This is a genomic window from Pseudomonas sp. SJZ103 (assembly GCF_007828335.1).
Taxonomy (GTDB): Bacteria; Pseudomonadota; Gammaproteobacteria; order Pseudomonadales; family Pseudomonadaceae; genus Aquipseudomonas.
On record NZ_VIUN01000003.1, the window covers coordinates 280,323 to 302,596 of the forward strand.

General features: G+C 61.7%; 14 protein-coding genes and 1 pseudogene. 4 read left to right on the forward strand and 11 right to left on the reverse strand.

Going from position 1 to position 22,274, the window contains the following annotated elements:
• Positions 1 to 15: 15 nt before the first annotated feature.
• The 8 genes and pseudogenes from gltB to pilM all read right to left on the reverse strand — a co-directional run bounded on the left by gltB (position 16) and on the right by pilM (position 11,693).
• Complete coding sequence (gene gltB, locus FBY10_RS09375; RefSeq protein WP_145335923.1) at positions 16 to 4,461, reverse strand: glutamate synthase large subunit; 4,446 nt, start codon at positions 4,459 to 4,461, stop codon at positions 16 to 18.
• A gap of 351 nt (positions 4,462 to 4,812) precedes the next feature.
• Positions 4,813 to 6,366, reverse strand: a complete 1,554-nt coding sequence (locus FBY10_RS09385; RefSeq protein WP_131696860.1) for an SPOR domain-containing protein — start codon at positions 6,364 to 6,366, stop codon at positions 4,813 to 4,815.
• A gap of 10 nt (positions 6,367 to 6,376) precedes the next feature.
• Complete coding sequence (aroB, locus tag FBY10_RS09390) at positions 6,377 to 7,477, reverse strand: 3-dehydroquinate synthase (RefSeq protein ID WP_122673881.1); 1,101 nt, start codon at positions 7,475 to 7,477, stop codon at positions 6,377 to 6,379.
• A gap of 125 nt (positions 7,478 to 7,602) precedes the next feature.
• A complete protein-coding gene (gene aroK / locus FBY10_RS09395) occupies positions 7,603 to 8,121 on the reverse strand; it encodes a shikimate kinase AroK (protein ID WP_003171222.1) in 519 nt (172 codons plus the stop codon).
• A gap of 4 nt (positions 8,122 to 8,125) precedes the next feature.
• Positions 8,126 to 9,382 (reverse strand): annotated as a pseudogene (locus FBY10_RS09400) (type IV pilus secretin PilQ); the annotation flags it as partial.
• A gap of 138 nt (positions 9,383 to 9,520) precedes the next feature.
• The gene (locus FBY10_RS09405) at positions 9,521 to 10,492 is read right to left on the reverse strand and encodes a pilus assembly protein PilP (RefSeq protein ID WP_145335921.1); all 972 of its coding nucleotides are present in this window, start codon (positions 10,490 to 10,492) and stop codon (positions 9,521 to 9,523) included.
• Positions 10,489 to 11,040, reverse strand: a complete 552-nt coding sequence (locus FBY10_RS09410; RefSeq protein WP_131696862.1) for a PilN domain-containing protein — start codon at positions 11,038 to 11,040, stop codon at positions 10,489 to 10,491. The genes FBY10_RS09405 and FBY10_RS09410 overlap by 4 nt, the downstream gene beginning before the upstream one ends.
• Complete coding sequence (gene pilM / locus FBY10_RS09415) at positions 11,037 to 11,693, reverse strand: type IV pilus biogenesis protein PilM (RefSeq protein ID WP_131697042.1); 657 nt, start codon at positions 11,691 to 11,693, stop codon at positions 11,037 to 11,039. The genes FBY10_RS09410 and pilM overlap by 4 nt, the downstream gene beginning before the upstream one ends.
• Positions 11,694 to 11,914: 221 nt before the next feature.
• On the opposite strand from pilM, the gene FBY10_RS09420 reads away from it, so the two are divergent.
• Positions 11,915 to 14,374 carry a penicillin-binding protein 1A gene (locus tag FBY10_RS09420; protein ID WP_371920969.1) on the forward strand — a complete coding sequence of 820 codons (2,460 nt, stop codon included), beginning with the start codon at positions 11,915 to 11,917 and terminating at the stop codon, positions 14,372 to 14,374.
• A 209-nt stretch (positions 14,375 to 14,583) separates the two neighbouring features.
• Here FBY10_RS09420 and FBY10_RS09425 read toward each other — a convergent pair whose 3' ends face one another.
• From FBY10_RS09425 to rpmE, 3 genes are all read right to left on the reverse strand, one after another.
• The gene (locus FBY10_RS09425; protein WP_027605010.1) at positions 14,584 to 15,852 is read right to left on the reverse strand and encodes a malic enzyme-like NAD(P)-binding protein; all 1,269 of its coding nucleotides are present in this window, start codon (positions 15,850 to 15,852) and stop codon (positions 14,584 to 14,586) included.
• 180 nt (positions 15,853 to 16,032) lie between these two features.
• On the reverse strand, positions 16,033 to 16,839 hold the full coding sequence (locus FBY10_RS09430; protein WP_145335917.1) for a thermonuclease family protein: 807 nt from the start codon (positions 16,837 to 16,839) through the stop codon (positions 16,033 to 16,035).
• Between the two features lie 14 nt (positions 16,840 to 16,853).
• The gene (gene rpmE / locus FBY10_RS09435) at positions 16,854 to 17,087 is read right to left on the reverse strand and encodes a 50S ribosomal protein L31 (protein WP_005784030.1); all 234 of its coding nucleotides are present in this window, start codon (positions 17,085 to 17,087) and stop codon (positions 16,854 to 16,856) included.
• A 228-nt stretch (positions 17,088 to 17,315) separates the two neighbouring features.
• On the opposite strand from rpmE, the gene FBY10_RS09440 reads away from it, so the two are divergent.
• The 3 genes from FBY10_RS09440 (at position 17,316) to FBY10_RS09450 (ending at position 22,085) form a co-directional block, all read left to right on the forward strand.
• On the forward strand, positions 17,316 to 19,535 hold the full coding sequence (locus FBY10_RS09440; RefSeq protein WP_131696865.1) for a primosomal protein N': 2,220 nt from the start codon (positions 17,316 to 17,318) through the stop codon (positions 19,533 to 19,535).
• Positions 19,536 to 19,645: 110 nt separating this feature from the next.
• Positions 19,646 to 21,382, forward strand: coding sequence for an arginine--tRNA ligase (argS, locus tag FBY10_RS09445; protein WP_027605013.1), 1,737 nt, complete (start codon positions 19,646 to 19,648; stop codon positions 21,380 to 21,382).
• A gap of 1 nt (position 21,383) precedes the next feature.
• Entirely contained in the window at positions 21,384 to 22,085 is a 702-nt protein-coding gene (locus FBY10_RS09450; RefSeq protein ID WP_027605014.1) for an SPOR domain-containing protein, read from the forward strand.
• Positions 22,086 to 22,274: the final 189 nt, after the last annotated feature.

The following is a 22,274-nucleotide window of genomic DNA, read 5'->3' on the forward strand; positions in this document are numbered from 1 at the left end:
CTCTTCAGGCGCATATCACTGCGGGTTGGCACGGATGCTGGAAAGCAACGATTTCAGGTTGGCAGCCTTGGGCTTGACCAGCCAGAAACGACGCAGGTAATCATCGAGGTTTTCGGCGAGGTTACGACCCCATTCGCTGCCGGTCTCCTCGACGTACTCGTCCAGCACGTGCTGCAAGTGGTTCCGGTAGGACTCCATGGCTTCGCCGCTGATCCGCTGGATCTCGACCAACTCGTGGTTGACCCGGTCGACGAAGGTGTTGTCCTGGTCGAGCACGTAGGCGAAACCGCCGGTCATGCCCGAACCGAAGTTGTAACCGGTCTTGCCCAATACCGCGACAAAGCCCCCAGTCATGTACTCGCAGCAGTGATCGCCAGTGCCTTCAACCACGGTGTGGGCACCGGAGTTACGCACGGCGAAACGCTCACCGGCCGTACCCGCGGCGAACAGCTTGCCACCGGTGGCGCCGTACAAGCAGGTGTTGCCGATGATGGCACTGTCCTGGGTCTTGTAGACGCTGCCCTTGGGCGGAACGATGACCAGCTTGCCGCCGGTCATGCCCTTGCCTACGTAGTCGTTGGCGTCGCCTTCCAGGTACATGTGCAGGCCGCCGGCGTTCCAGACGCCGAAGCTCTGGCCCGCAGTGCCTTTGAAGCGGAAGGTGATTGGCGCCTTCGCCATGCCCTGGTTGCCGTGCTTGCGTGCGATTTCGCCGGAGATGCGTGCGCCGATGGAACGGTCGCAGTTGCAGATATCCAGGGCGAATTCGCCACCGCTGGCGTCGTTGATCGAGGAACCGGCCATTTCGACCATTTTCTCGGCCAGCAGGCCTTTGTCGAACGGCGGGTTGCGATCCACCTGGCAGAATTGTGGCTTGTCTGCCGGGATGTGATCGCTGCCCAACAATGGCGTCAGGTCCAGGTGCTGTTGCTTGGCGGTCTGGCCTTCGAGGATGTCCAGCAGATCGGTGCGACCGATCAGCTCTTCCAACGAACGCACGCCCAGCTTGGCCAGCCACTCACGGGTTTCTTCGGCGACGTAGGTGAAGAAATTCACCACCATGTCGACGGTGCCGATGTAGTGATCCTTGCGCAGCTTCTCGTTCTGAGTCGCGACGCCGGTAGCGCAGTTGTTCAGGTGGCAGATGCGCAGGTATTTGCAGCCCAGGGCGATCATCGGCGCGGTGCCGAAACCGAAGCTCTCGGCGCCGAGGATGGCGGCCTTGATCACGTCGAGGCCGGTCTTCAGGCCGCCGTCGGTCTGCACCCGCACTTTGCCGCGCAGGTCGTTGCCGCGCAAAGTCTGGTGGGTTTCCGCCAGGCCCAGTTCCCACGGCGCGCCGGCGTACTTGATCGAGGTCAGCGGCGATGCGCCAGTGCCGCCGTCGTAGCCGGAGATGGTGATCAGGTCGGCATAGGCCTTGGCCACGCCGGCGGCGATGGTGCCCACGCCCGCTTCTGCTACCAGTTTCACCGAGACCAGGGCCTGCGGGTTGACCTGTTTCAGGTCGAAAATCAGCTGCGACAAATCTTCAATCGAGTAGATGTCGTGGTGCGGCGGTGGCGAAATCAGGGTCACGCCGGGTACCGCATAACGCAGCTTGGCGATCAGGCCGTTGACCTTGCCGCCCGGCAGCTGGCCGCCCTCACCGGGCTTGGCGCCCTGGGCAACCTTGATCTGCAACACTTCGGCGTTGACCAGGTATTCCGGGGTCACGCCGAAACGGCCAGTGGCAACCTGCTTGATTTTCGAGCTCTTGATGGTGCCGTAGCGCGCCGGGTCTTCACCGCCTTCGCCGGAGTTGGAACGCGCACCCAGGCGGTTCATGGCTTCGGCCAGGGCTTCGTGGGCCTCAGGCGACAAGGCGCCCAGGGAAATACCGGCAGAGTCGAAGCGCTTGAGGATCGATTCCAGCGGTTCGATTTCGCTGATGGCCAACGGCGTGTCCAGGGTCTTCACCTTGAGCAGGTCACGGATCATCGACACCGGGCGGTTATCCACCAGCGCGGTGTATTCCTTGAACTTGGCGTAATCGCCCTGCTGCACGGCGGCTTGCAGGGTGCTCACCACGTCCGGGTTGTAGGCGTGATATTCGCCACCGTGCACGAACTTGAGCAGGCCACCTTGCTGGATCGGCTTGCGCGCGCTCCAGGCTTCGGCGGCCAGGGCTTTCTGTTCGGCTTCGATGTCGACGAAACGCGCACCCTTGATGCGGCTCGGCACGCCACGGAAGCTTAGCTCGCAAACTTCTTCCGACAGGCCGATGGCTTCGAACAGCTGCGCGCCACGGTAGGAGGTGACGGTGGAGATGCCCATCTTCGACAGGATCTTCAGCAGGCCTTTGGTGATGCCCTTGCGGTAGTTCTTGAACACCTCGTAGAGGTCGCCCAGTACTTCACCGGTACGGATCAGGTCACCCAGCACTTCATAGGCGAGGAACGGGTACACCGCCGAGGCGCCGAAGCCGATCAACACCGCAAAGTGGTGCGGGTCGCGGGCGGTGGCCGTTTCCACGAGAATGTTGGAATCGCAGCGCAGGCCTTTTTCGGTCAGGCGGTGATGCACCGCGCCGGTGGCCAGCGAAGCGTGGATCGGCAACTTGCCTGGAGCGATATGACGGTCGGTCAGCACGATCTGGGTACGACCGGCGCGCACGGCTTCTTCGGCCTGGTCGGCGACGTTGCGCACAGCGGCTTCAAGGCCGAGGCTCTCGTCGTAGTTCAGGTCGATGATCTGGCGGTCGAAACCCGGGCGCTCCAGGGTCATCAGCGAACGCCACTTGGCCGGAGACACGACCGGCGAGCTGAGGATCACGCGGGAGGCATGCTCAGGCGACTCCTGGAAGATGTTGCGCTCGGCACCGAGGCAGACTTCCAGGGACATCACGATGGCTTCGCGCAGCGGGTCGATCGGTGGGTTGGTCACCTGGGCGAACTGCTGGCGGAAATAGTCGTACGGCGTACGCACGCGCTGGGACAGCACGGCCATCGGCGTGTCGTCGCCCATGGAACCGACGGCCTCGTAGCCTTGCTCGCCGAGTGGACGCAGCACCTGGTCGCGCTCTTCGAACGTGACCTGGTACATCTTCATGTACTGCTTGAGTTGGTCGATGTCGTAGAAAGCCGAACCGTGGTCGTTGTCTTCCATGGTCGCCTGGATGCGCAGGGCGTTCTTGCGCAGCCATTGCTTGTACGGGTGACGGGACTTCAAGCGGTTGTCGATGGCGTCGGTGTCGAGGATCTGCCCGGTTTCGGTGTCCACGGCGAGGATCTGGCCAGGGCCTACACGGCCCTTGGCAATCACGTCTTCAGGCTTGTAGTCCCACACGCCGATTTCCGACGCCAGGGTGATGAAACCGTTGGTGGTGGTGACCCAACGTGCCGGGCGCAGACCGTTACGGTCGAGCAGGCACACCGCGTAGCGACCGTCGGTCATGACCACGCCGGCCGGGCCGTCCCACGGTTCCATGTGCATCGAGTTGTACTCATAGAACGCCCGCAGATCGGGGTCCATGGTCTCGACGTTCTGCCACGCAGGCGGAATGATCATGCGCACGCCACGGAACAGGTCGATGCCGCCGGTGACCATCAGTTCGAGCATGTTGTCCATGCTGGAGGAGTCGGAACCCACGCGGTTGACCAACGGGCCGAGCTCTTCCAGGTCCATCAAATCGTTGGCGAACTTGGTGCGACGGGCCACGGCCCAGTTGCGGTTGCCGGTGATGGTGTTGATCTCGCCGTTGTGGGCGAGGAAGCGGAATGGCTGGGCCAGCGGCCATTTCGGCAAGGTGTTGGTGGAGAAGCGCTGGTGGAACACGCAAATGGCGGTTTGCAGGCGCTCATCGCTCAGGTCTGGATAGAAGGCGGTCAAGTCCGCCGGCATCATCAGGCCTTTATAAATGATGGTCTTGTGGGAAAAGCTGCAGATGTAGTGGTCTGCATCCGCCGCGTTGGACACGGACGAGCGACGACGGGACGTGAACAGCTTGATCGCCATGTCCTGGTCGCTCAGGCCGTCGCCTGCGATGAACACTTGTTCGATCTGCGGCAGGCGCTCCAGGGCCAGGCGGCCGAGCACGCTGGTGTCGATCGGCACTTTGCGCCAGCCGACCAGTTGCAGGCCGGCAGCGACGATCTCGCGGTTCATGTTCTCGCGAGCGGCTTCGGCTTTGACCGGGTCCTGGTTGAAAAACACCATGCCCACGGCGTACTGCTTGGGCAGGTCGACAGCGAAATGCTCTTTGGCGACTGCGCGCAGGAACTGGTCGGGCTTTTGAATCAGCAAGCCGCAACCGTCACCGGTCTTGCCGTCGGCGTTGATCCCACCGCGGTGGGTCATGCAGGTCAGGGCCTCGATGGCCGTTTGCAAAAGGGTATGACTGGGCTCGCCCTGCATATGGGCTATCAGGCCGAAACCGCAGTTATCCTTGAATTCATCGGGTTGGTACAGACCTGCTTTCATAGACACTTTCTCACCAGGCTGCCTCTTATATCGAGGCAAATTTCTTTTCAATTCAACCGGTTACCTTCCACGCCGAACGTACGCCGACTTAGCGGGGGCAAAAGGGAGGTCATTGTACACACCGACACAGACGCTCACAAATTTAGCGACGAAATGTCGCAAATCTATGTCGCATTTATGAAAGGTTTAAAGCGATATGCTGTGCTAGTCAAAACTTTTTTAATTCTGACCGCTACGACTCAAAAGCTACTGTAACGCAGACACCACAAAGCGCGCGGCCTGGAGGGGCTGCACGCCTTGCGATCTTTTTTGAGGTGCCGGGAGGGCGGCCTGGGTAAGGCCGCCGGATCTTCAGCGAGTTGCTGCCAGTTCTTGTTGAACGCTGGCGACAGTGCGAGGCCAAGGTTTACCAGCCTGAACCTTCGCTGGCAAGGCTTTGATGGCGGAATCAGCTGCGGCACGGCTCGGGAAGCTGCCGTAGGTGATCACGTAGAGAGGCTTGCCGTTGAGCACTTTCTTGAAATAACGGTATTCGCCGCCCTGCTCTTTCACGAACGCCTGAGCGTTGGCTTCGGAGCTGGTGCCGAGGATCTGCACGACGAAGTTGCCGGTGGGCTGGCTGCTGTACCAGCTGCTGCCGGCAGCGCCAGCCTTGGCAACGGTGGCGACTGGTTTTTCAGCCGGCTTGGCGGCTGGCGCTGGAGCCGGCTTGGCCACTGGCGCCGCAGGCTTGGCGGTGGCAACGGTCGGTGCCGGGGTCGGCTTGGCGGCTGGCGCAACAGGAGTTGCTGGCGTACCTGCGGGGACGCCGGCAGGTGGCGCAGTAGTCGTCACGGTCGGCGGTGTGGCACTGGAGCCTTCCACCGGCACGCCGTCATCGCCTTCGGAGATACCACCGGCTTCTTCGGCGAGCGGGCCGCGCATCACTGGCTGGCCGACCATCGGCAGATTGGTCGGTTGACCGGAGTTCGCGAATTCAACGTTTGGCGTGGGCTTGCCCAGTGGCAACTGCGCCTGTTCGGTTGGCGCGCCCGCAGTGGTCGGTGCCTTGCTGCGACCCGGAATCAACCAGGCAGCGGCTACAGCGACCACGACAACGGCGGAAATTGCCAATACGTGCTTCTTAGGCATAGTGAACCCCATCTTTGGACGCTTGACCGCAGAGCGGCTGGCAATCATGGCTTCGATCATGGCATCGCGGGCGACCTGGTTGATGGTGCCAGGCCAGCCGTCGGAGCTTTCGTGAATATCAGAGATCTGCGCAGCGGAGAAAAGTTCGATGCCCTGCCCTGCGCCTTCCAGGCGCTGGGCCAGGTATTCGCGAGTTTCTTCCTCTTCGTACGGCTGCAGTTCGATGACGTGGAACAGCTCCTGATCACCGCTGATCTGCTCCAGATCGGCGATCAACGACGATTCACCGAACAGGAACACATGGGGGCGACCTTCCGGCGTGCCCGCCGCCAGCGCCAGCAGCGCTTCCAGGGCGGATTCGTCGAGCTGCTCGGCGTCATCCACCAGCAGGTAGACTTCCTGGCCGGTCAGACCCAGTTGCACCACCTGCTTGAGGATCGCATTCGGCTCGGCAGTGGCGACATCCAGCGCCTGGGCTACCTGGCGCAGCACGCCCGCCGCATCACCGGCACCACGGGCAGACACCACCACGCTCTGTACGGACTGTTTGTTGGTGCTGGCCACCAGGGCCTGGCGCAGCAAGGTCTTGCCGCTGCCCAGCGGGCCCGTGACGACCAGCAGCAGTTGGCTGTAGCGCGCGAGATGGTGCAGTTGCCCCAGCACCGGCTTGCGCTGGGCCGGGAAAAATTTGAAACCAGGCACCCGTGGAGCAAAAGGGTCGTGGCTTAACTGGTAATGGCCGAGGAACGCCTCGTCGGCATGCAAACTAGTCATCGGGATCTTATTAACCTTTCAGCTGAGCCAGGGCGCGGTAATCCGCTCCCAGCGTGGCCTGTAAAATCTCTTTCGGATAATCGTCGGTCACTACCGCTTCGCCCATATGGCGCAACAGCACCAGTCGCAGTCGACCGTCGATCACTTTCTTGTCTATTGCCATATGTTCGAGGAAGTCCGCCTCGGTCATCTCTTCCGGCGGGATAACCGGCAAACCGGCACGCTGGAACAGGCGGATACCGCGATCCCGCTCCTGGGCGCTGATCCAACCCAGGCGTTGCGACATTTCCAACGCCATCACTGTGCCAGCCGCTACGGCCTCCCCATGCAACCACACACCATAGCCCATGTGCGTTTCGATCGCATGGCCGAACGTGTGGCCCAGGTTCAACGTGGCCCGTACACCGGACTCCCGTTCGTCGGCATTCACCACCAACGCCTTGGCGGCGCAGGAGCGGGAAATCGCCTCGGTGAGCGCCACCTGGTCGAGTGCGCGCAGGGCGTCCACATGCTCTTCCAGCCAGGTCAGGAAGGGTTCGTCGCAGATCAACCCGTACTTGATGACTTCCGCCAGCCCCGCCGAGAGTTCGCGCGGTGGCAAGGTGTTGAGGGTTGCGGTGTCGATCAGCACGGCCTGAGGCTGGTAGAACGCGCCGACCATGTTCTTGCCCAGCGGGTGGTTGATGCCGGTCTTGCCGCCCACCGACGAATCGACCTGGGACAACAGGGTGGTCGGCACCTGGATAAAGTCCACGCCGCGCTGGTAACAGGCCGCTGCAAAGCCGGCCATGTCGCCGATCACACCGCCGCCCAGAGCAATCACGGTGGTTCGGCGGTCATGGCGCGCGGTCAGCAGGCCATCAAAGATCAGTTGCAGGGTTTCCCAGTTCTTGTGGGCTTCGCCATCGGGCAATATCACGGAGATCACTGAGTACGCCGCCAGGCTGCGGCTCAGACGCTCAAGATACAGTGGCGCGACCGTTTCATTGGAGATGATTGCCACTTGCCGCCCGGCAATATGCGGTGCCAGCAATTCAGGCTGGTCCAGCAGACCTTCGCCAATATGGATCGGGTAGCTGCGCTCGCCTAGATCGACCTTAAGTGTCTGCATGTGTCCCCGCGTTGAAGATGTATTGACGACCGGTAACGTCGATATCTGACGCCGCCTGATGGCTCTACGCCACACCCCGCAGGGTGATAGCGCGCCGCCGAGAATAGCGCATTTCGGGCCTGGCTTTAACGGGGTGGCAGCCGTTGCAGGCGCTCAAGAATGTCGAGAACCACCATCCGAGGCGGCCGTTCATCGGTTTCCACCACCAGATCGGCGATTTCCCGATACAGCGGATCGCGCAGCGCGAGCAGGTCCCGCAAGGTTTTTTCCGGGTTCGCCGTGCGCAGCAAAGGACGATTGCGATCGCGGGCGGTACGACCCACCTGCTGCTCGACCGACGCATGCAGATAGACCACCCGACCACCGGCATGCAGCGCCCGCCGATTTTCATCGCGCATTACCGCACCGCCGCCGGTGGCCAATACCACGCCGTCACAGCCACACAGCTCGGCAATCATCGCCTGCTCGCGGTCGCGAAAGCCCAGCTCGCCTTCCTTATCGAAGATCCATGGGATATTGGCACCCGTGCGCAATTCAATTTCCTTGTCGGAATCTTTGAATGGCAGGCGCAGCTCTTTGGCCAGCAATCGGCCGATGGTGCTTTTTCCAGCCCCCATCGGTCCTACAAGAATCAAATTTCGCACAGAATCAACGACTCACAGCAATCGCCTGGTTATTCATAATACGCGGAGTCAGGAATACCAGCAGCTCGGATTTTTTCTCCGCCAGCACATCGCGCCGGAAAAGGCGGCCAAGATACGGTACATCGCCCAAAAATGGCACTTTATCTACCACTTTGCTTTGAGTATTGGAGAAAACCCCGCCGATGACGACGGTCTCGCCATCCTTGACCAGCACCTTGGCATTCACCTCGTTTTTCTTGATCGGCGGTACGTCGTTGAGTTTATTGAGATAGTCGGGCTCATCCTTGGTGACCTTGACCACCATGATCACATGGTCATCGGGGGTGATTTGCGGCGTGACCTCCAATGACAGGGAAGCCTCCTTGAACGACACCGACGTAGCCCCTTGGGAGGTGGATTCCTGATAGGGAATTTCGGTGCCCTTTAGAATGCGCGCGGTTTCCTTGTCGGAAGTGACCACCTTGGGCTGCGAGACGATTTCGCCATTGCCGGTTTTCTCCATGGCGGTCAGTTCCAGGTCCAGCAGGAGGTTATCGGTGATGAAGGCGATCCCCAGGCCTGATGTACCCGTGAGTGAACCCAGGTCGACAAATGGCGAGCTGGGCACGTTTTCCGGCGCCTGGGCGCCGTCCGGCAAAGGTTTCTGGATACCTCCAGCCGCCCAATTCCCTCGATTGAGCCGCCCACCCCAACGCGCGCCCAGGTTTTTGTCGTAGTCGACGTTGGCTTCGACAATCCGTGCTTCGATCATCACCTGGCGCACCGGCACATCCAGTTGCGCCACGATCCGCCGCAACTCTTCCAGGCGCTCGCCGGTCTGGTAGGCAATGATGTTATTGGTGCGGTCATCCACTGCCACTGAACCACGCTCATCGGTCGTGCCTTCAAAGCCGCTCACCGACTGAAACAGCTTGGCCAGGTCTGCCGCCTTGGCGTAGTTGACTTGCAGTAGCTCACGGCGCAGCGGCGCCAGGTCGGCCATCTGCTTGCGCGATTCCAGCGTCAGCAGCTCGCGAGCGGCCAGCTCCTCGGCAGGCGCCACCAGCAGGACGCCGGCCTTTATCCGCTTATCCAAGCCCTTGGTTTGCAGCACCAGGTCCAGCGCCTGATCCCAGGGCACGCCTTTGAGCCGTAGGGTGATAGAGCCCTGCACGTCATCGCCGACCACCAGATTGAGGCCTGCCACGTCGGCGATTTGCTGCAAGGCAGCGCGCAGCCCGATGTCCTGGAAGTTGAGGTTCAATTTGTCACCGCTATAGGCACCGGACACCGCGCTGCCGGGAGGCGGTAACTGGATCAGGTCCACGCGGTTGGGCACAGCTGCAGCCATCGGTGCCGTGAACGCTATCCATAGCGCCACACCGAAGGACGAGAAAGTCCTTTTCATTGTTTGGTTCCGTTATGAGTTGACGTTTAGCACGAGGGTTCGAGGGCGCTCCAGCCATGCGCCCTGTTCATCGGGAAATAACTCGACCAGTTCGATATGGCCCTCATGAATCGCTGTGACTCGACCATGATCCGGCCCCACATAGTCGCCGACTGCCAGGCGATGCACGGTTGAGGCTTGGCGCAGCAAGGCGAAGGTCTGCGCCCCACGGGACAACGTGCCGACCATCTCGAACTGATCCACTGGGTGGCCTTCCAAGGCTTCGCGCGGTCGAGCGAGGTCCGGCGCAGCGGCCGTCCGCCCTGGCGCGCGGTCGACTTGCAGGGCAATGGGTTGGAACGGATCACGAATACCGGAGGCGCCGTATACAAAGGATTGCCCTTGCATGACAGCCGTGTCCCGCTTGATGCCTTGTCGCTCATGCCAATAAGTCTTGGCCAGCAGATCAAGGTGCAGCAGTTTGCCGTCACGTCGCATGGCAATATCGTGCGCCGTGGCGATTCGCGAAAGGCTACCCAGGGCACTCACAAACGTCGCCAGGTCGTGATAGGTACCGGTGGCGCCGATGCGAACGGGCTGTTCGTGATAGAACGGCCGAGACAGCTTATCCAACGGAGTGACGCTCTCAATCAACAAACCGTTGGCCAGCGCCATCCTGGCGATGTCTTCAAGAAAGCCGGGCATTTCGGACTCTTCCGGCATTTGCTGCAAAAGCCCGCTGACCTTCTCCTGCATAAGCTGGACCTGGCGAGCCCGCCCTTCAAGATTGACAGCCAAGACGGCTTTTTCCGCGAGTTGCTGCTGCAAGCTCACTTCCTGCACCTGGACCTCACGCAAGCGCTCCCGCGACGGGCTGAGGTACACGAGGTCGCCCACCAGCAGCACCACGCCGGCCAACGCGCAGCCCAGTAAGATCTTGCCGGGTAAGGGCCATTTGGCAGCAGTGTGAGTCAGCGCGGAAAATTCGAGCCAGGGCCGGCTCATGGCTGGGCCTCGGACGATTCGCCCTGGCGCACCATCAACTGGAATTCATTATTGCCGCGAGTGCCGTCGGTTCGTACGTGTTGCAGGCGAGTGGCGTGGGCACCCTCGGATGCCTCCAGGCGACGCATCAACTGGGCAATATCCTGGCTGGATTCAGCACTGCCGCTGATACTCACCGTATCGCCTTTCGCCACGACCTCATGCAAATGCACACCGTCAGGCACCGCACGGGCCAACTGATCCAGCAGTTGTGCACCGGCCGAGCGATTATCGTGCAGGTCTTGCACGACTTTCATACGCTCCTCCAATTGCTGGCTTTGCACCTGGAGGTCGTCAATGGTCTTGATACGCGAGTCCAGGACGCCGACGTCCTTACGCACATGATCGTTTCGCGTCACCTGCCGGTCGATCGCCTGGTCGATCACCTGATCTGCCAGCCACACCGTCCCGAGCGCCACGCAGGCAAACGCCACCAGCAGCATCAGGAAATATTTACGCCGCCGTTCAGCCAGCGCCTGGCGCCAAGGCAAAAGATTGATTCGTGTCATCCAGCGAAACTCCTCAGGGCCAACCCGCAAGCGACTCCCATCCCAGGGGCGTCCACGATCCACTGTGCACCATCGACTCGATGGCCCGGCGTAAAGCTGGAGAAATCCTGACGGCAAGCGCGCGCCAATGCAAACCCTTCGACATCCACCACCCTGGGCACCAGCCCCGCCAAGGCCAAAACGGCTTCACGGACCTCGACGTGTTCCTTGGGACACGCCGCCAGCAACACCTCGACCCGCGCGGGATCCTGTGTCGACGGCCCCTGAACCTGAAAGTCCAGCGCCACCTCGTCCAGCGGGTAGGGAATATATTGATCTGCCTCCATCTGCACCCTCCAGGCCATTTCGTCGTCGCCAAGCCCCGCCTGCATTTCAATTACCTGTGTAATGACCGATGGACCGGAAACGGCGACTGCCGCCTGCCTGGTTGACGTCCGCAGCCGGGACAGTGCCATGTACAGCGCATGGCCTATGCCTTCCAGGTCCAGCCAGACGCCGTCGGCTACCGCCTGGGCCGGCAGCGCCTGTGTGGCGTAGCCCTGCACGGTGTAACGGTTGGCTGAACAGCTCAGCTCTACCAGCCTGATCCCTGCCTCATTGATGTCGACGCCAAGGACGGTGTCGACTTTTCGCCTGAAAAATCCCTTTCCCATAAAACTCCCCAAAGCTTTCCCTGTCTTAACGCCTGATTGCAGCTGAACGCCCTGCATTCGGTCGACTTGTTGAGCCGGCGCGAATGACGCCCCAAGGCGAAAAATGCTTTAATGCCCAGCGTTTTTCCCCGCTTTTTATCTGCAGCTCGGGTCGATCCATCGTTTGCCATGCATGCCCCGACGCGTAACCCATTCTTTTCTCTGGAAATCCAAAAGCCTTGATCCGTCTGCTGAAGTTTTTCGGGTACTCCATTGTCGCGATCGTCTGCGGGCTGCTGCTCGTACTCAGCGGGGCCTACCTCTACCTTAGTCCGGGTTTACCGTCCGTAGAGGCTCTCAGAAGTATCCAGTTGCAGATTCCTTTGCGGGTCTACAGCAGCGATGAAAAACTGATCGCGGAGTTCGGCGAAATGCGCCGCACACCGATCCGTTTTGCCGACATTCCACCTAATTTCATCAGCGCGTTGCTGTCGGCCGAAGACGATAATTTTGCCAACCACTATGGCGTCGACCCCAGCAGCCTGGTGCGCGCCGCCACGCAATTGGTAAAAAGCGGCCACATTCAATCCGGTGGCAGCACCATCACCATGCAGGTGGCGAAGAATTTCTTCCTTACCAGCGAACGCAGTTTTTCGCGCAAGGCCACTGAAATCCTGCTGGCATTGCAGATCGAGCGTCAGTTGACCAAGGATGAGATCCTTGAGCTGTACGTCAACAAGATCTACCTGGGCAACCGCGCCTACGGCATCGAAGCCGCTTCCCAGGTGTACTACGGCAAGTCGATTCGTGACGCCAGCCTGGCGCAGATGGCCATGATTGCCGGCCTGCCCAAGGCCCCTTCGCGTTTCAACCCCCTGGCCAACCCGGCGCGCAGCAAAGAACGCCGCGACTGGATCCTGGGGCGCATGTACAAGCTGGGCAAGATCGACCAGGCCGCCTATGAAAGTGCGGTGGCCGAGCCGTTGAACGCCAGCTACCACGTGCAGACACCGGAAGTGAATGCCCCGTATATCGCTGAAATGGCGCGTGCCGAGATGGTCGGCCGTTATGGCAGCGAGGCCTACACCGAAGGCTTCCGCGTGACCACGACGGTTCCGAGCGGTTTGCAGGACATCGCCAATGACTCAGTGCATTCCGGCCTGATCACCTACGACCAACGCCACGGCTACCGAGGCCCTGAGTCGCGCCTGCCGGGCAAGACCCTGAGCGCCTGGACGGCCGAGCTGGGCAAACAACGTGCGATCAGCGGCCTGGAACCGGCCATCGTCACTCAGGTGACGAAAGATGGCGTGCAGGTGCTGACTCGCACCGGCGAAGCCCATGTGGCCTGGGACAGCATGAAATGGGCGCGCCCGTTCCTGAACACCAACAGCATGGGCCCGATGCCGAAGCAGCCGTCGGATGTCGCGCAAGTGGGTGACCTGATCCGCGTGCAACGCCAGAAGGACGACAGCCTTAAGTTCAGCCAGGTGCCGCTGGCCCAGGGCGCACTGGTATCGCTGGACCCGCAGAACGGTGCAATCCGCGCTCTGGTGGGTGGCTTCGCCTTCGAACAGAGCAACTACAACCGGGCCACCCAGGCCAAGCGCCAGCCGGGCTCGAGCTTCAAGCCGTTCATCTACAGCGCCGCCCTGGATAACGGCTATACCGCCGCCAGCCTGGTCAACGATGCGCCCATCGTGTTTGTCGACGAGTACCTGGACAAAGTATGGCGTCCGAAGAACGACACCAACACCTTCCTCGGCCCTATCCGTATCCGTGAGGCGCTGTACAAGTCGCGTAACCTCGTGTCGATCCGCTTGCTTCAGGCGATGGGTGTAGGCAAGACCATCGACTACATCACGCGCTTTGGCTTCAACAAGTCGGACCTGCCGCCGAACCTGTCCCTGGCCCTGGGCACCGCGACCCTCACACCGATGGAAATCGCCACCGGCTGGAGTACTTTCGCCAACGGCGGCTACAAGATCGCACCGTACCTGATCGACAAGATTGAAAGCCGCAACGGCGACACCCTGTTCACCGCCAACCCACCGCGAGTGCCGGGTGACGTGGTCAACGGCGTAGCCGCAACGGACGGCCTGGCCGCGCCAAGCAATGGCGGTATCACCATCGAGCCGACCCCAGGTACCGCGCCAGCCGCCAATGCTGCTGCACCTGAACCGCAAGCACCTGCCGTGGCCGAGCGCATTGTGGATGGCCGTACCACCTATATCCTCAACAGCATCCTCGAAGACGTCATCAAGAAGGGGACCGGCCGGCGCGCCCTGGCCTTGGGCCGCGCGGACATCGCGGGCAAGACCGGTACCACCAACGAATCCAAGGACGCCTGGTTCTCCGGCTATAACGCCGACTACGTGACCACCGTGTGGACCGGCTACGACCAGCCGGAAAGCCTTGGCCGCCGCGAGTTCGGTGGCACCGTCGCGCTGCCGATCTGGATGAGCTACATGGGCGCCGCCCTGAAGGACAAGCCGCTGCACACCCAACCGGAGCCGGAAGGCATCCTCAGCCTGCGGATCGACCCGGTCAGTGGCCGTGCGGCTTCGCCGAGCACGCCGAATGCGTACTTTGAACTGTTCAAGAGCGAAGACACGCCGCCGTCGGTCAATGAACTGGGCAACGGCGTCGTACCGGGAAGCCCGTTGCCGGCGGATGAAGCGGCGCCGATCGATCTGTTCTAACCTGGACCTTAAGCCTACGCAGAACCCAATGTGGGAGGGCGCTTGCCCCGATAGCACTGGACCAGCCAACTCATCGAGTGACTGACACACCGCCATCGGGGGCAAGCCCCCTCCCACATTTGATCTCCACAAGACACAAGTTAATCGCCCCCCAACAAAAAGCCCCGACTCGCGAGAGCCGGGGCTTTTTGTTGGTGCGCTACAACGGCTTAGCCGTTGAACACATCATCCACGCTTTGCAGCGGGTAGTTTTTCGGATACGGCAGTGTGGCCACACCGGTCTCGATCGCGGCTTTGGCCACGGCATCGGAGATCAAGGTGATCAGGCGCTTATCCATTGGTTTCGGAATGATGTACTCACGACCGAATTCCAGCTTGGCGCCACCGTAGGCGTCGCACACGTCCTGAGGCACCGGCAGCTTGGCCAGTTCACGCAGGGCGTTGGCGGCAGCCACTTTCATCTCTTCGTTGATGCGCTTGGCGCGAACGTCCAGGGCGCCACGGAAGATGAACGGGAAGCCCAGTACGTTGTTGACCTGGTTCGGGTAGTCCGAACGACCGGTGGCCATGATCACGTCGTCACGGGTGGCGTGGGCCAGTTCCGGGGCGATTTCAGGATCAGGGTTGGAGCAGGCGAACACGATCGGGTTGGCCGCCATGGATTTCAGGCCTTCAGCGCTCAGCAGGTTCGGACCGGACAGACCAACGAACACGTCGGCACCGTTCAGGGCGTCAGCCAGGGTACGCTTGGAGGACGGGTGGGCAAACATCGCCTTGTATTGGTTCAGGTCGGTACGCTCGGACTGGATCACGCCCTTGCTGTCGACCATGTAGATGTTTTCCAGCTTGGCGCCCATGCTGACGATCAGCTTCATGCAGGAGATGGCTGCAGCGCCGGCGCCCAGGCAGACGATCTTGGCGTCAGCCAGGGTTTTGCCAGCGATTTCCAGGGCGTTGATCATGCCGGCAGCGGTGACGATCGCGGTGCCGTGCTGGTCATCGTGGAATACCGGAATGTCGCACTGCTCGATCAAGGCCTTTTCGATCTCGAAGCACTCAGGTGCCTTGATGTCTTCCAGGTTGATGCCACCGAAGGTGATGGAGATGCGCTTGACGGTGTCGATGAAAGCCTGCGGGCTCTCGGAATCGACTTCGATGTCGAAAACGTCGATGCCGGCGAAGCGCTTGAACAGCACGCCTTTACCTTCCATGACTGGCTTGGAGGCCAGTGGGCCGAGGTTACCCAGGCCCAGAATCGCGGTGCCATCGGAAATCACTGCAACCAGGTTGCCCTTGCCGGTGTACTTGTACGCCAGTTCAGGGTCGCGGGCGATTTCACGTACGGGCTCGGCCACGCCAGGGCTGTAGGCCAGCGACAGGTCGCGGGCGGTGGCAGTGGCTTTGGTGAGCTCTACACTCAGCTTTCCTGGACGAGGATGGGCATGATATTCGAGAGCGGCAGTTTTCAAATCAGACATATCGGCATTCCGCTTTTACTGTTGGTCGACGGACCGCCGAGGATACTCGTGTCGTAAAGCCCCTACAAGACTGGGCAGTCACAGGTGTCAAGGGCCCTGCAGTAAGACTTTCGGCCAAGAGCCACGGTATACAAGGGCTTAACTGTTCACAATCGCATTTAAAAATGTCTACAATTTTTCTCAAGGCGAGGTTTTGAACATGCCCGGATCGGTCAACGGCAGGAGCCAGCGGGCCTGGCCATTTTTGAGGCCCCCACGTCGCGAGCGATCCTGCACCCACCCACGCGCCTCGATAGTGCGCCCTTGCAGACCATTGAGCGTGGCAGCATCGAATTGGCTGACCAGAGCAGGGGCGATGCGTAATACCAGTGAGCCCTGCAATTCAATCCAGATACCACCACGATTGCGCTTTACCTGACTGACCCGGCCGCTGACCACGGCAAACCCGGAGCGCTTGAGGTGCGCCGCGGATTGCACCGGCGATTGGCGCCACAGGCCCAGCCGCGCGTTGCGGGCGCTGTTCTCAGCCGCCTGCTGACAGGCGACGAGATCGACATTGGGGGCCACGCCCACCTGGAATCCCAGGCCCTCGGCCAACAGTTGCGCCTCCAGGTTCTTGCCGTCGGCACCATAGAGATGGGCCAGGGTGCGGCCGTAATGATCCTTGCCCTCACGCCCCAGCACCACGCCGACACGACCACCGCTGGCCTGCACCAACGCCTGCAGACGCTGACGAGCCGCGACCGCAAAAGGCTCGTCGGCGCGCCCCTTCCTGCCGGTTTCCGGGGCATTGATACCGATCATCCGCACACTGCGGCCATCCTTGAGGCGCACCGTGTCGCCATCCACCACCCGCTGCACTTCCACGCGGGCCAGGGCCGCTGGCGCCGGGCAAAACACCTGAGCCTGGGCCGCCGACAACCAAATCGCAGGCACAAAAAAGGCGCCCACAAGGGACGCCTTTTTCAACAGCTGGCAAAAGCCCATAAGGCTTTTGAGCCTTACTCTGCTGGAGTAGCAGCAGGCTTCTTGCCGAAAGCACCAAAGCGATCTGCGAAGCGCTGTACACGGCCGCCGGTGTCCAGAGTTTTCTGCTTACCGGTGTAGAACGGGTGGCACTCGTTGCATACGTCAGTACCCAGTGGCTTGCACAGGTTCGAGCGAGTTTCGAACTTGTTGCCGCAGCTGCAGGTCACTTCGATGGTTTCGTACGCTGGATGGATATCGGCTTTCATGGTGACTTCCTCGGGCTAGCGTGCCGCCACTCGACACTATTGTCGAATACCGCACGTAATTAGGCCGCGGATTCTACCAGACCTTTTTAAACGCGCAAGCGGCGACACCCGTCGCGTGTCAACATAAAAGCACCTTTCATCAGAAAACTGGCGGCTACCCCAAGCCTCCCGCTGTCTGCTAGGCTCCCGCCCCTGCGCCACCGCCTGCCTTTATATGAGACTCCCCGCGTGCCCGACGCCATTTTGCGCCTAGCCCTGCCCTCGCCCCTGCGCCGCCTGTTCGACTACCGGGCTCCGGCCGGTGTGCTGCGGGCGCAGTTGCAGCCAGGCATGCGCGTGCGCGTGCCGTTTGGCCGCCGGGAGATGATCGGCATTCTGGTGGAAGTCGCCGACCACAGCGAAGTGCCGGCCGAGAAGCTCAAGCCGGCCATCGCCATGCTCGACGCCACGCCACCGCTGCCGCCCGCACTGTTCAAGCTGTGCCTGTGGACCGCCCAGTATTACCAGCACAGCCTCGGTGACACGTTGAGCTGGGCATTGCCGGTGCTGTTGCGCCAGGGCGAACTGGCCGAAGCGCGTCAGGAACGCTTCTGGTCGACGGTGCCCGGCGCACGTCTCGACGACCCGCGCATCGCCCGCGCCCCGCGCCAGCGGGAAGCCCTGGCGACCCTGGCCCAGCATCCCCATGGCGTCGCCCATCAGCTATTGAGCAAGCTGATGCTGAGCAAGGACAGCCTCGACCTGTTGCTGGCCAAGGGTTTGGTGCAGGTGGAAATCCGCAAGCACGCCCCCGACCCGCGCCACGAACACTGGCTGGCCCAGCCCGAACTGCCGCTGAACCCTGAACAACGCGCCGCCTATGAAGCGATTCACGCAGGTGCAGGCAGCTTCCATGCGTTCCTGCTGGCCGGCGTCACCGGCAGCGGCAAGACCGAAGTCTATTTGCAGCTGATCCGCGAAACCCTGCAGGCCGGCAAACAGGCACTGGTGCTGATCCCCGAGATCAACCTGGGCCCGCAGACCCTGGCGCGCTTCGAACAGCGTTTCAATGCGCGCATCGCCCTGGTGCACTCGGCGATCAATGACCGTGAGCGCCTGGAGTCGTGGCTGGCGGCGCGGGATGGCGAAGCCGACATTATTATCGGCACCCGCTCGGCGTTGTTCACGCCGATGAAAAATCCCGGGCTGATCATCATCGACGAGGAGCACGACGGCTCCTATAAACAACAGGAAGGCCTGCGCTACCACGCCCGCGACCTGGCACTGGTGCGCGCGCGTCAGGAAGACATCCCGATTGTGCTGGGCTCGGCCACACCCTCCCTGGAAAGCCTGCACAACGCCTACACCGGTCGTTACGGGCTCCTACGCTTGAACGAGCGGGCAGGCGGCGCCAAGCAACCCCGCTTCCTGCGCCTGGACGTAAAAAGCCGGCCTCTGGACAGCGGCATTTCCGGGCCGATGCAACAAGCTATCGGCCAGACCCTGGCGGCCGGCCAGCAGGTCTTGGTATTTCTCAACCGCCGAGGCTTTGCACCGACGCTGCTGTGCCATGACTGCGGCTGGATGTCCGAGTGCGAACGCTGCGATGCGCGCATGACCGTGCACCAGCGCCATGGCGAGCTGCGTTGCCACCATTGCGGCCATGTGGAGCGTGTACCGCGCCACTGCCCGCAGTGCGGCAAGGTCGACCTGCGCCCGGTGGGCGCAGGCACCGAACGCGCCGAGGAGCGCCTGGGCATTTTGTTCCCGGACTACCCGGTATTGCGGGTCGACCGCGACAGTACGTCGCGCAAGGACGCGATGAACCAACTCTTCGCCACCATCCAGAAGGGCCAGCCGTGCATCCTGGTGGGTACGCAGATGCTCGCCAAAGGGCACCACTTCCCACGGGTGACCCTGGTGTCGATCCTGGATGCCGACGGCGGCCTGTTCTCCGGCGACTTCCGCGCCAGCGAACGCATGGCGCAGTTGATCGTGCAGGTCGCCGGCCGCGCCGGGCGTGCCGAAGAGCCGGGCAAGGTGATTATCCAGACCCACCTGGCCGACCATCCGCTGCTGATTCAACTGACAGAACAAGGCTACTTCGCCTTCGCCGAACAGGCGCTGAGCGAACGCCGCTCCGCCGGCCTGCCGCCCTTTGCACACTTGGCGCTGCTGCGCGCCGAAGCCCATAAACCGGGGCAGGCCGAGGGCTTTCTGGATGAAGCCTGCAGCGCCGCCGAACGCTTGCTCGGCGAGCTGGGGCTGAGCGGCATCGAGCTGCTTGGCCCGGTGCCAGCGCCCATGGAACGTCGCGCCGGGCGTTATCGTGCTCAGCTACTGTTGCAAGCGACATCCCGTGCACCGCTGCATCGGCTATTAAGTAGCTGGTTGCTTGCGCTGGAGCAAATGCCGAGTGGCCGCCAGGTGCGATGGTCGTTGGATGTAGACCCGGTAGATTTGTATTAAGCCTGGCCACAGGTCCTGCGAAGGTTGGCAAGCCCGCCCTCGCCACGGATAATGCCCAGCTTTTCCACCTGCGCATCGCGCGCCGCCGCTTGCGGTCGAAAGAGAACACCATGAAAGACACCATTCGCCAGCTGATCCAACAAGCCCTCACCCAACTCGTCAACGAAGGTGTGTTGCCTGAAGGCCTGACGCCGGCGATCCAGGTGGAAAACACCCGCGACAAGACCCACGGCGACTTCGCCAGCAACATTGCGATGATGCTGTCCAAGCCGGCCGGCATGAAGCCGCGCGACCTGGCGGAGAAAATCATCGCCGCGCTGCCCGCCGACGAGAGTGTTACCAAGGCCGAAATCGCCGGCCCTGGCTTTATCAACTTCTTCCAGAACACCCAGGCCCTGGCGTCACGCCTGGATGCAGCCCTGGCCGACGCCAGGATCGGCGTGCGCAAGGCCGGTCCGGCTCAGCGCGTGGCCATTGACCTGTCGGCGCCCAACCTGGCCAAAGAGATGCACGTCGGCCACCTGCGCTCAACCATCATCGGCGACGGCGTGGCGCGGGTGCTGGAATTCCTCGGCGACACCGTGATCCGCCAGAACCATGTGGGCGACTGGGGCACCCAGTTCGGCATGCTGATGGCCTATCTGCAGGAAAACCCGATCACCAGCAACGAGCTGTCGGACCTGGAGAACTTCTACCGCGCCGCCAAGAAGCGTTTCGACGAATCCGAAGAGTTCGCCGATCGCGCGCGCGGCCTGGTGGTCAAGCTGCAGGCCGGCGACAAGGAATGCCTGGAACTGTGGGGCCGCTTCCGCGAGATCTCGCTGTCCCACTGCCAGGAAATCTACGAGCTGCTCAACGTCAAGCTGACCATGGCCGACGTGATGGGCGAAAGCGCCTACAACGACGACCTGATCAACGTGGTCAACGACCTCAAGGCCAAGGGCCTGCTGGTCGAGAGCAACGGCGCGCAGTGCGTGTTCCTCGAAGAATTCAAGACCGCCGACGGCGAGCCGCTGCCGGTGATCATCGTCAAGGCCGATGGCGGCTACCTCTATGCCACCACCGACCTGGCGGCCGTGCGCTACCGCAGCGGCGTGCTCAAGGCCGACCGCGCGCTGTATTTCGTCGACCAACGCCAGGCCCTGCACTTCCAGCAGGTGTTCGAAGTGGCACGTCGCGCCGGTTTCGTCACGCACCCGATGCACATGGAGCACATGGGCTTCGGCACCATGAACGGCGCCGACGGCCGCCCGTTCAAGACCCGCGACGGCGGCACCGTGAAGCTGATCGACCTGCTCAACGAAGCCCAGGACCGTGCCTACAACCTGGTGAAGGAAAAGAACCCGGAGCTGGCCGAGGCCGACTTGCGCAATATCGCCCGCGTGGTGGGGATTGGCGCGGTGAAATACGCCGACCTGTCCAAGCACCGCACCAGCGACTACAGCTTCAACTTCGAACTGATGCTCAACTTCGAGGGCAACACCGCGCCGTACCTGCTGTACGCCTACACCCGCGTGGCCGGTGTGTTCCGCAAGCTGGGCAAGGACTTCAGCGAAGTCGAAGGCCGGATCGTGCTGGACGCGCCCCATGAACAGGAACTGGCCGCCAAGCTGGCGCAATTCGGCGAAGTGCTGAACAGCGTCGGCGAGAAAGGTACACCGCATATCCTCTGCACCTACCTGTACGAAGTCGCCGGGTTGTTCTCCAGCTTCTACGAGAACTGCCCGATCCTCACCGCCGACGACGAAGCCCAGAAGCAAAGTCGCCTGCGCCTCGCCGCACTGGCTGGACGGACCCTCAAGCAAGGCCTGGAACTGTTGGGCCTGGAAACTCTGGAGCGTATGTAAGTTGGCTGCCAAGAAAAAACCTGCACCCAAGCGCGGCGCCAGCCGCTACCAGGCCCCGGCGAAGAAGCCTATTCCAGGCTGGTTGTGGATGGCCATCGGCCTCACGGTTGGCGCGTTTATCGTGTTCCTGATGAAGCTGGACCCAGGCCAGGGCGATGACGTCAAACGCGTCAAGCAGGAACAGCAGAAGGCCACGAAAATGGCTGAAGCCAACAAGACTGCGCCGAGCCCAACGGCACCCGTAAAGCCGAAGTACGACTTCTATACGCTGCTGCCGGAATCGGAAGTGATCGTGCCACCTGACGCCGTGCCGGAGAAAACCCTGCCGACGCCGCAAGTGCCGACCACCCCGGTGACCCCGGCAGAAGCAGCGAAAATCGACACCGCGCGGGCCCAGGCAGCACTGGCCGGGATTACTCCGCCGCCAGCACCACCGGTTGCGGAGACCAAAGCCGCCCCTGTGACCAAGTTCTTCCTGCAAGCGGGCTCCTTCCCGAAACAGGCGGACGCGGATCGCGTGCGTGCGCAAATCATTCTGCTGGGCCAGACGGTGACGGTGGAGTCCGGCACGGTGAAGGACGCGACCTGGTATCGCGTACTGGTGGGGCCGTTCAGCAACCGCGAACAGCTGACCGTGGCGCAGAAACAATTGGCCGGGGCCGGGTTTAGCAACCTGTTGTTACAACAGCGCCAGAGCCGCTGATTCGGGCTCAACTTCGATCAAAATGCGGGAGGGGGCTTGCCCCCGATGGCGGTGTATCAGTCACCAGATTCATTGACTGCCACTCCGCTATCGGGGGCAAGCCCCTCCCACATTTGGTTCTGCAGCGCTCTGAAATGTGCGTCAGACCGATAAACACCACTCGTCCGCCATAAACCCCTATGGTTGAAA

Coding starts and splice junctions, on each gene's coding strand:
- FBY10_RS09425 (WP_027605010.1), bottom strand. CDS start 15,852: ATGTCTGATTTGAAAACTGCCGCTCTCGAATATCATGCCCATCCTCGT.
- rpmE (WP_005784030.1), bottom strand. CDS start 17,087: ATGAAAGCCGATATCCATCCAGCGTACGAAACCATCGAAGTGACCTGC.
- argS (WP_027605013.1), top strand. CDS start 19,646: ATGAAAGACACCATTCGCCAGCTGATCCAACAAGCCCTCACCCAACTC.
- FBY10_RS09405 (WP_145335921.1), bottom strand. CDS start 10,492: ATGAGCCGGCCCTGGCTCGAATTTTCCGCGCTGACTCACACTGCTGCC.
- gltB (WP_145335923.1), bottom strand. CDS start 4,461: ATGAAAGCAGGTCTGTACCAACCCGATGAATTCAAGGATAACTGCGGT.
- FBY10_RS09430 (WP_145335917.1), bottom strand. CDS start 16,839: ATGGGCTTTTGCCAGCTGTTGAAAAAGGCGTCCCTTGTGGGCGCCTTT.
- FBY10_RS09410 (WP_131696862.1), bottom strand. CDS start 11,040: ATGACACGAATCAATCTTTTGCCTTGGCGCCAGGCGCTGGCTGAACGG.
- pilM (WP_131697042.1), bottom strand. CDS start 11,693: ATGGGAAAGGGATTTTTCAGGCGAAAAGTCGACACCGTCCTTGGCGTC.
- aroB (WP_122673881.1), bottom strand. CDS start 7,477: ATGCAGACACTTAAGGTCGATCTAGGCGAGCGCAGCTACCCGATCCAT.
- FBY10_RS09385 (WP_131696860.1), bottom strand. CDS start 6,366: ATGACTAGTTTGCATGCCGACGAGGCGTTCCTCGGCCATTACCAGTTA.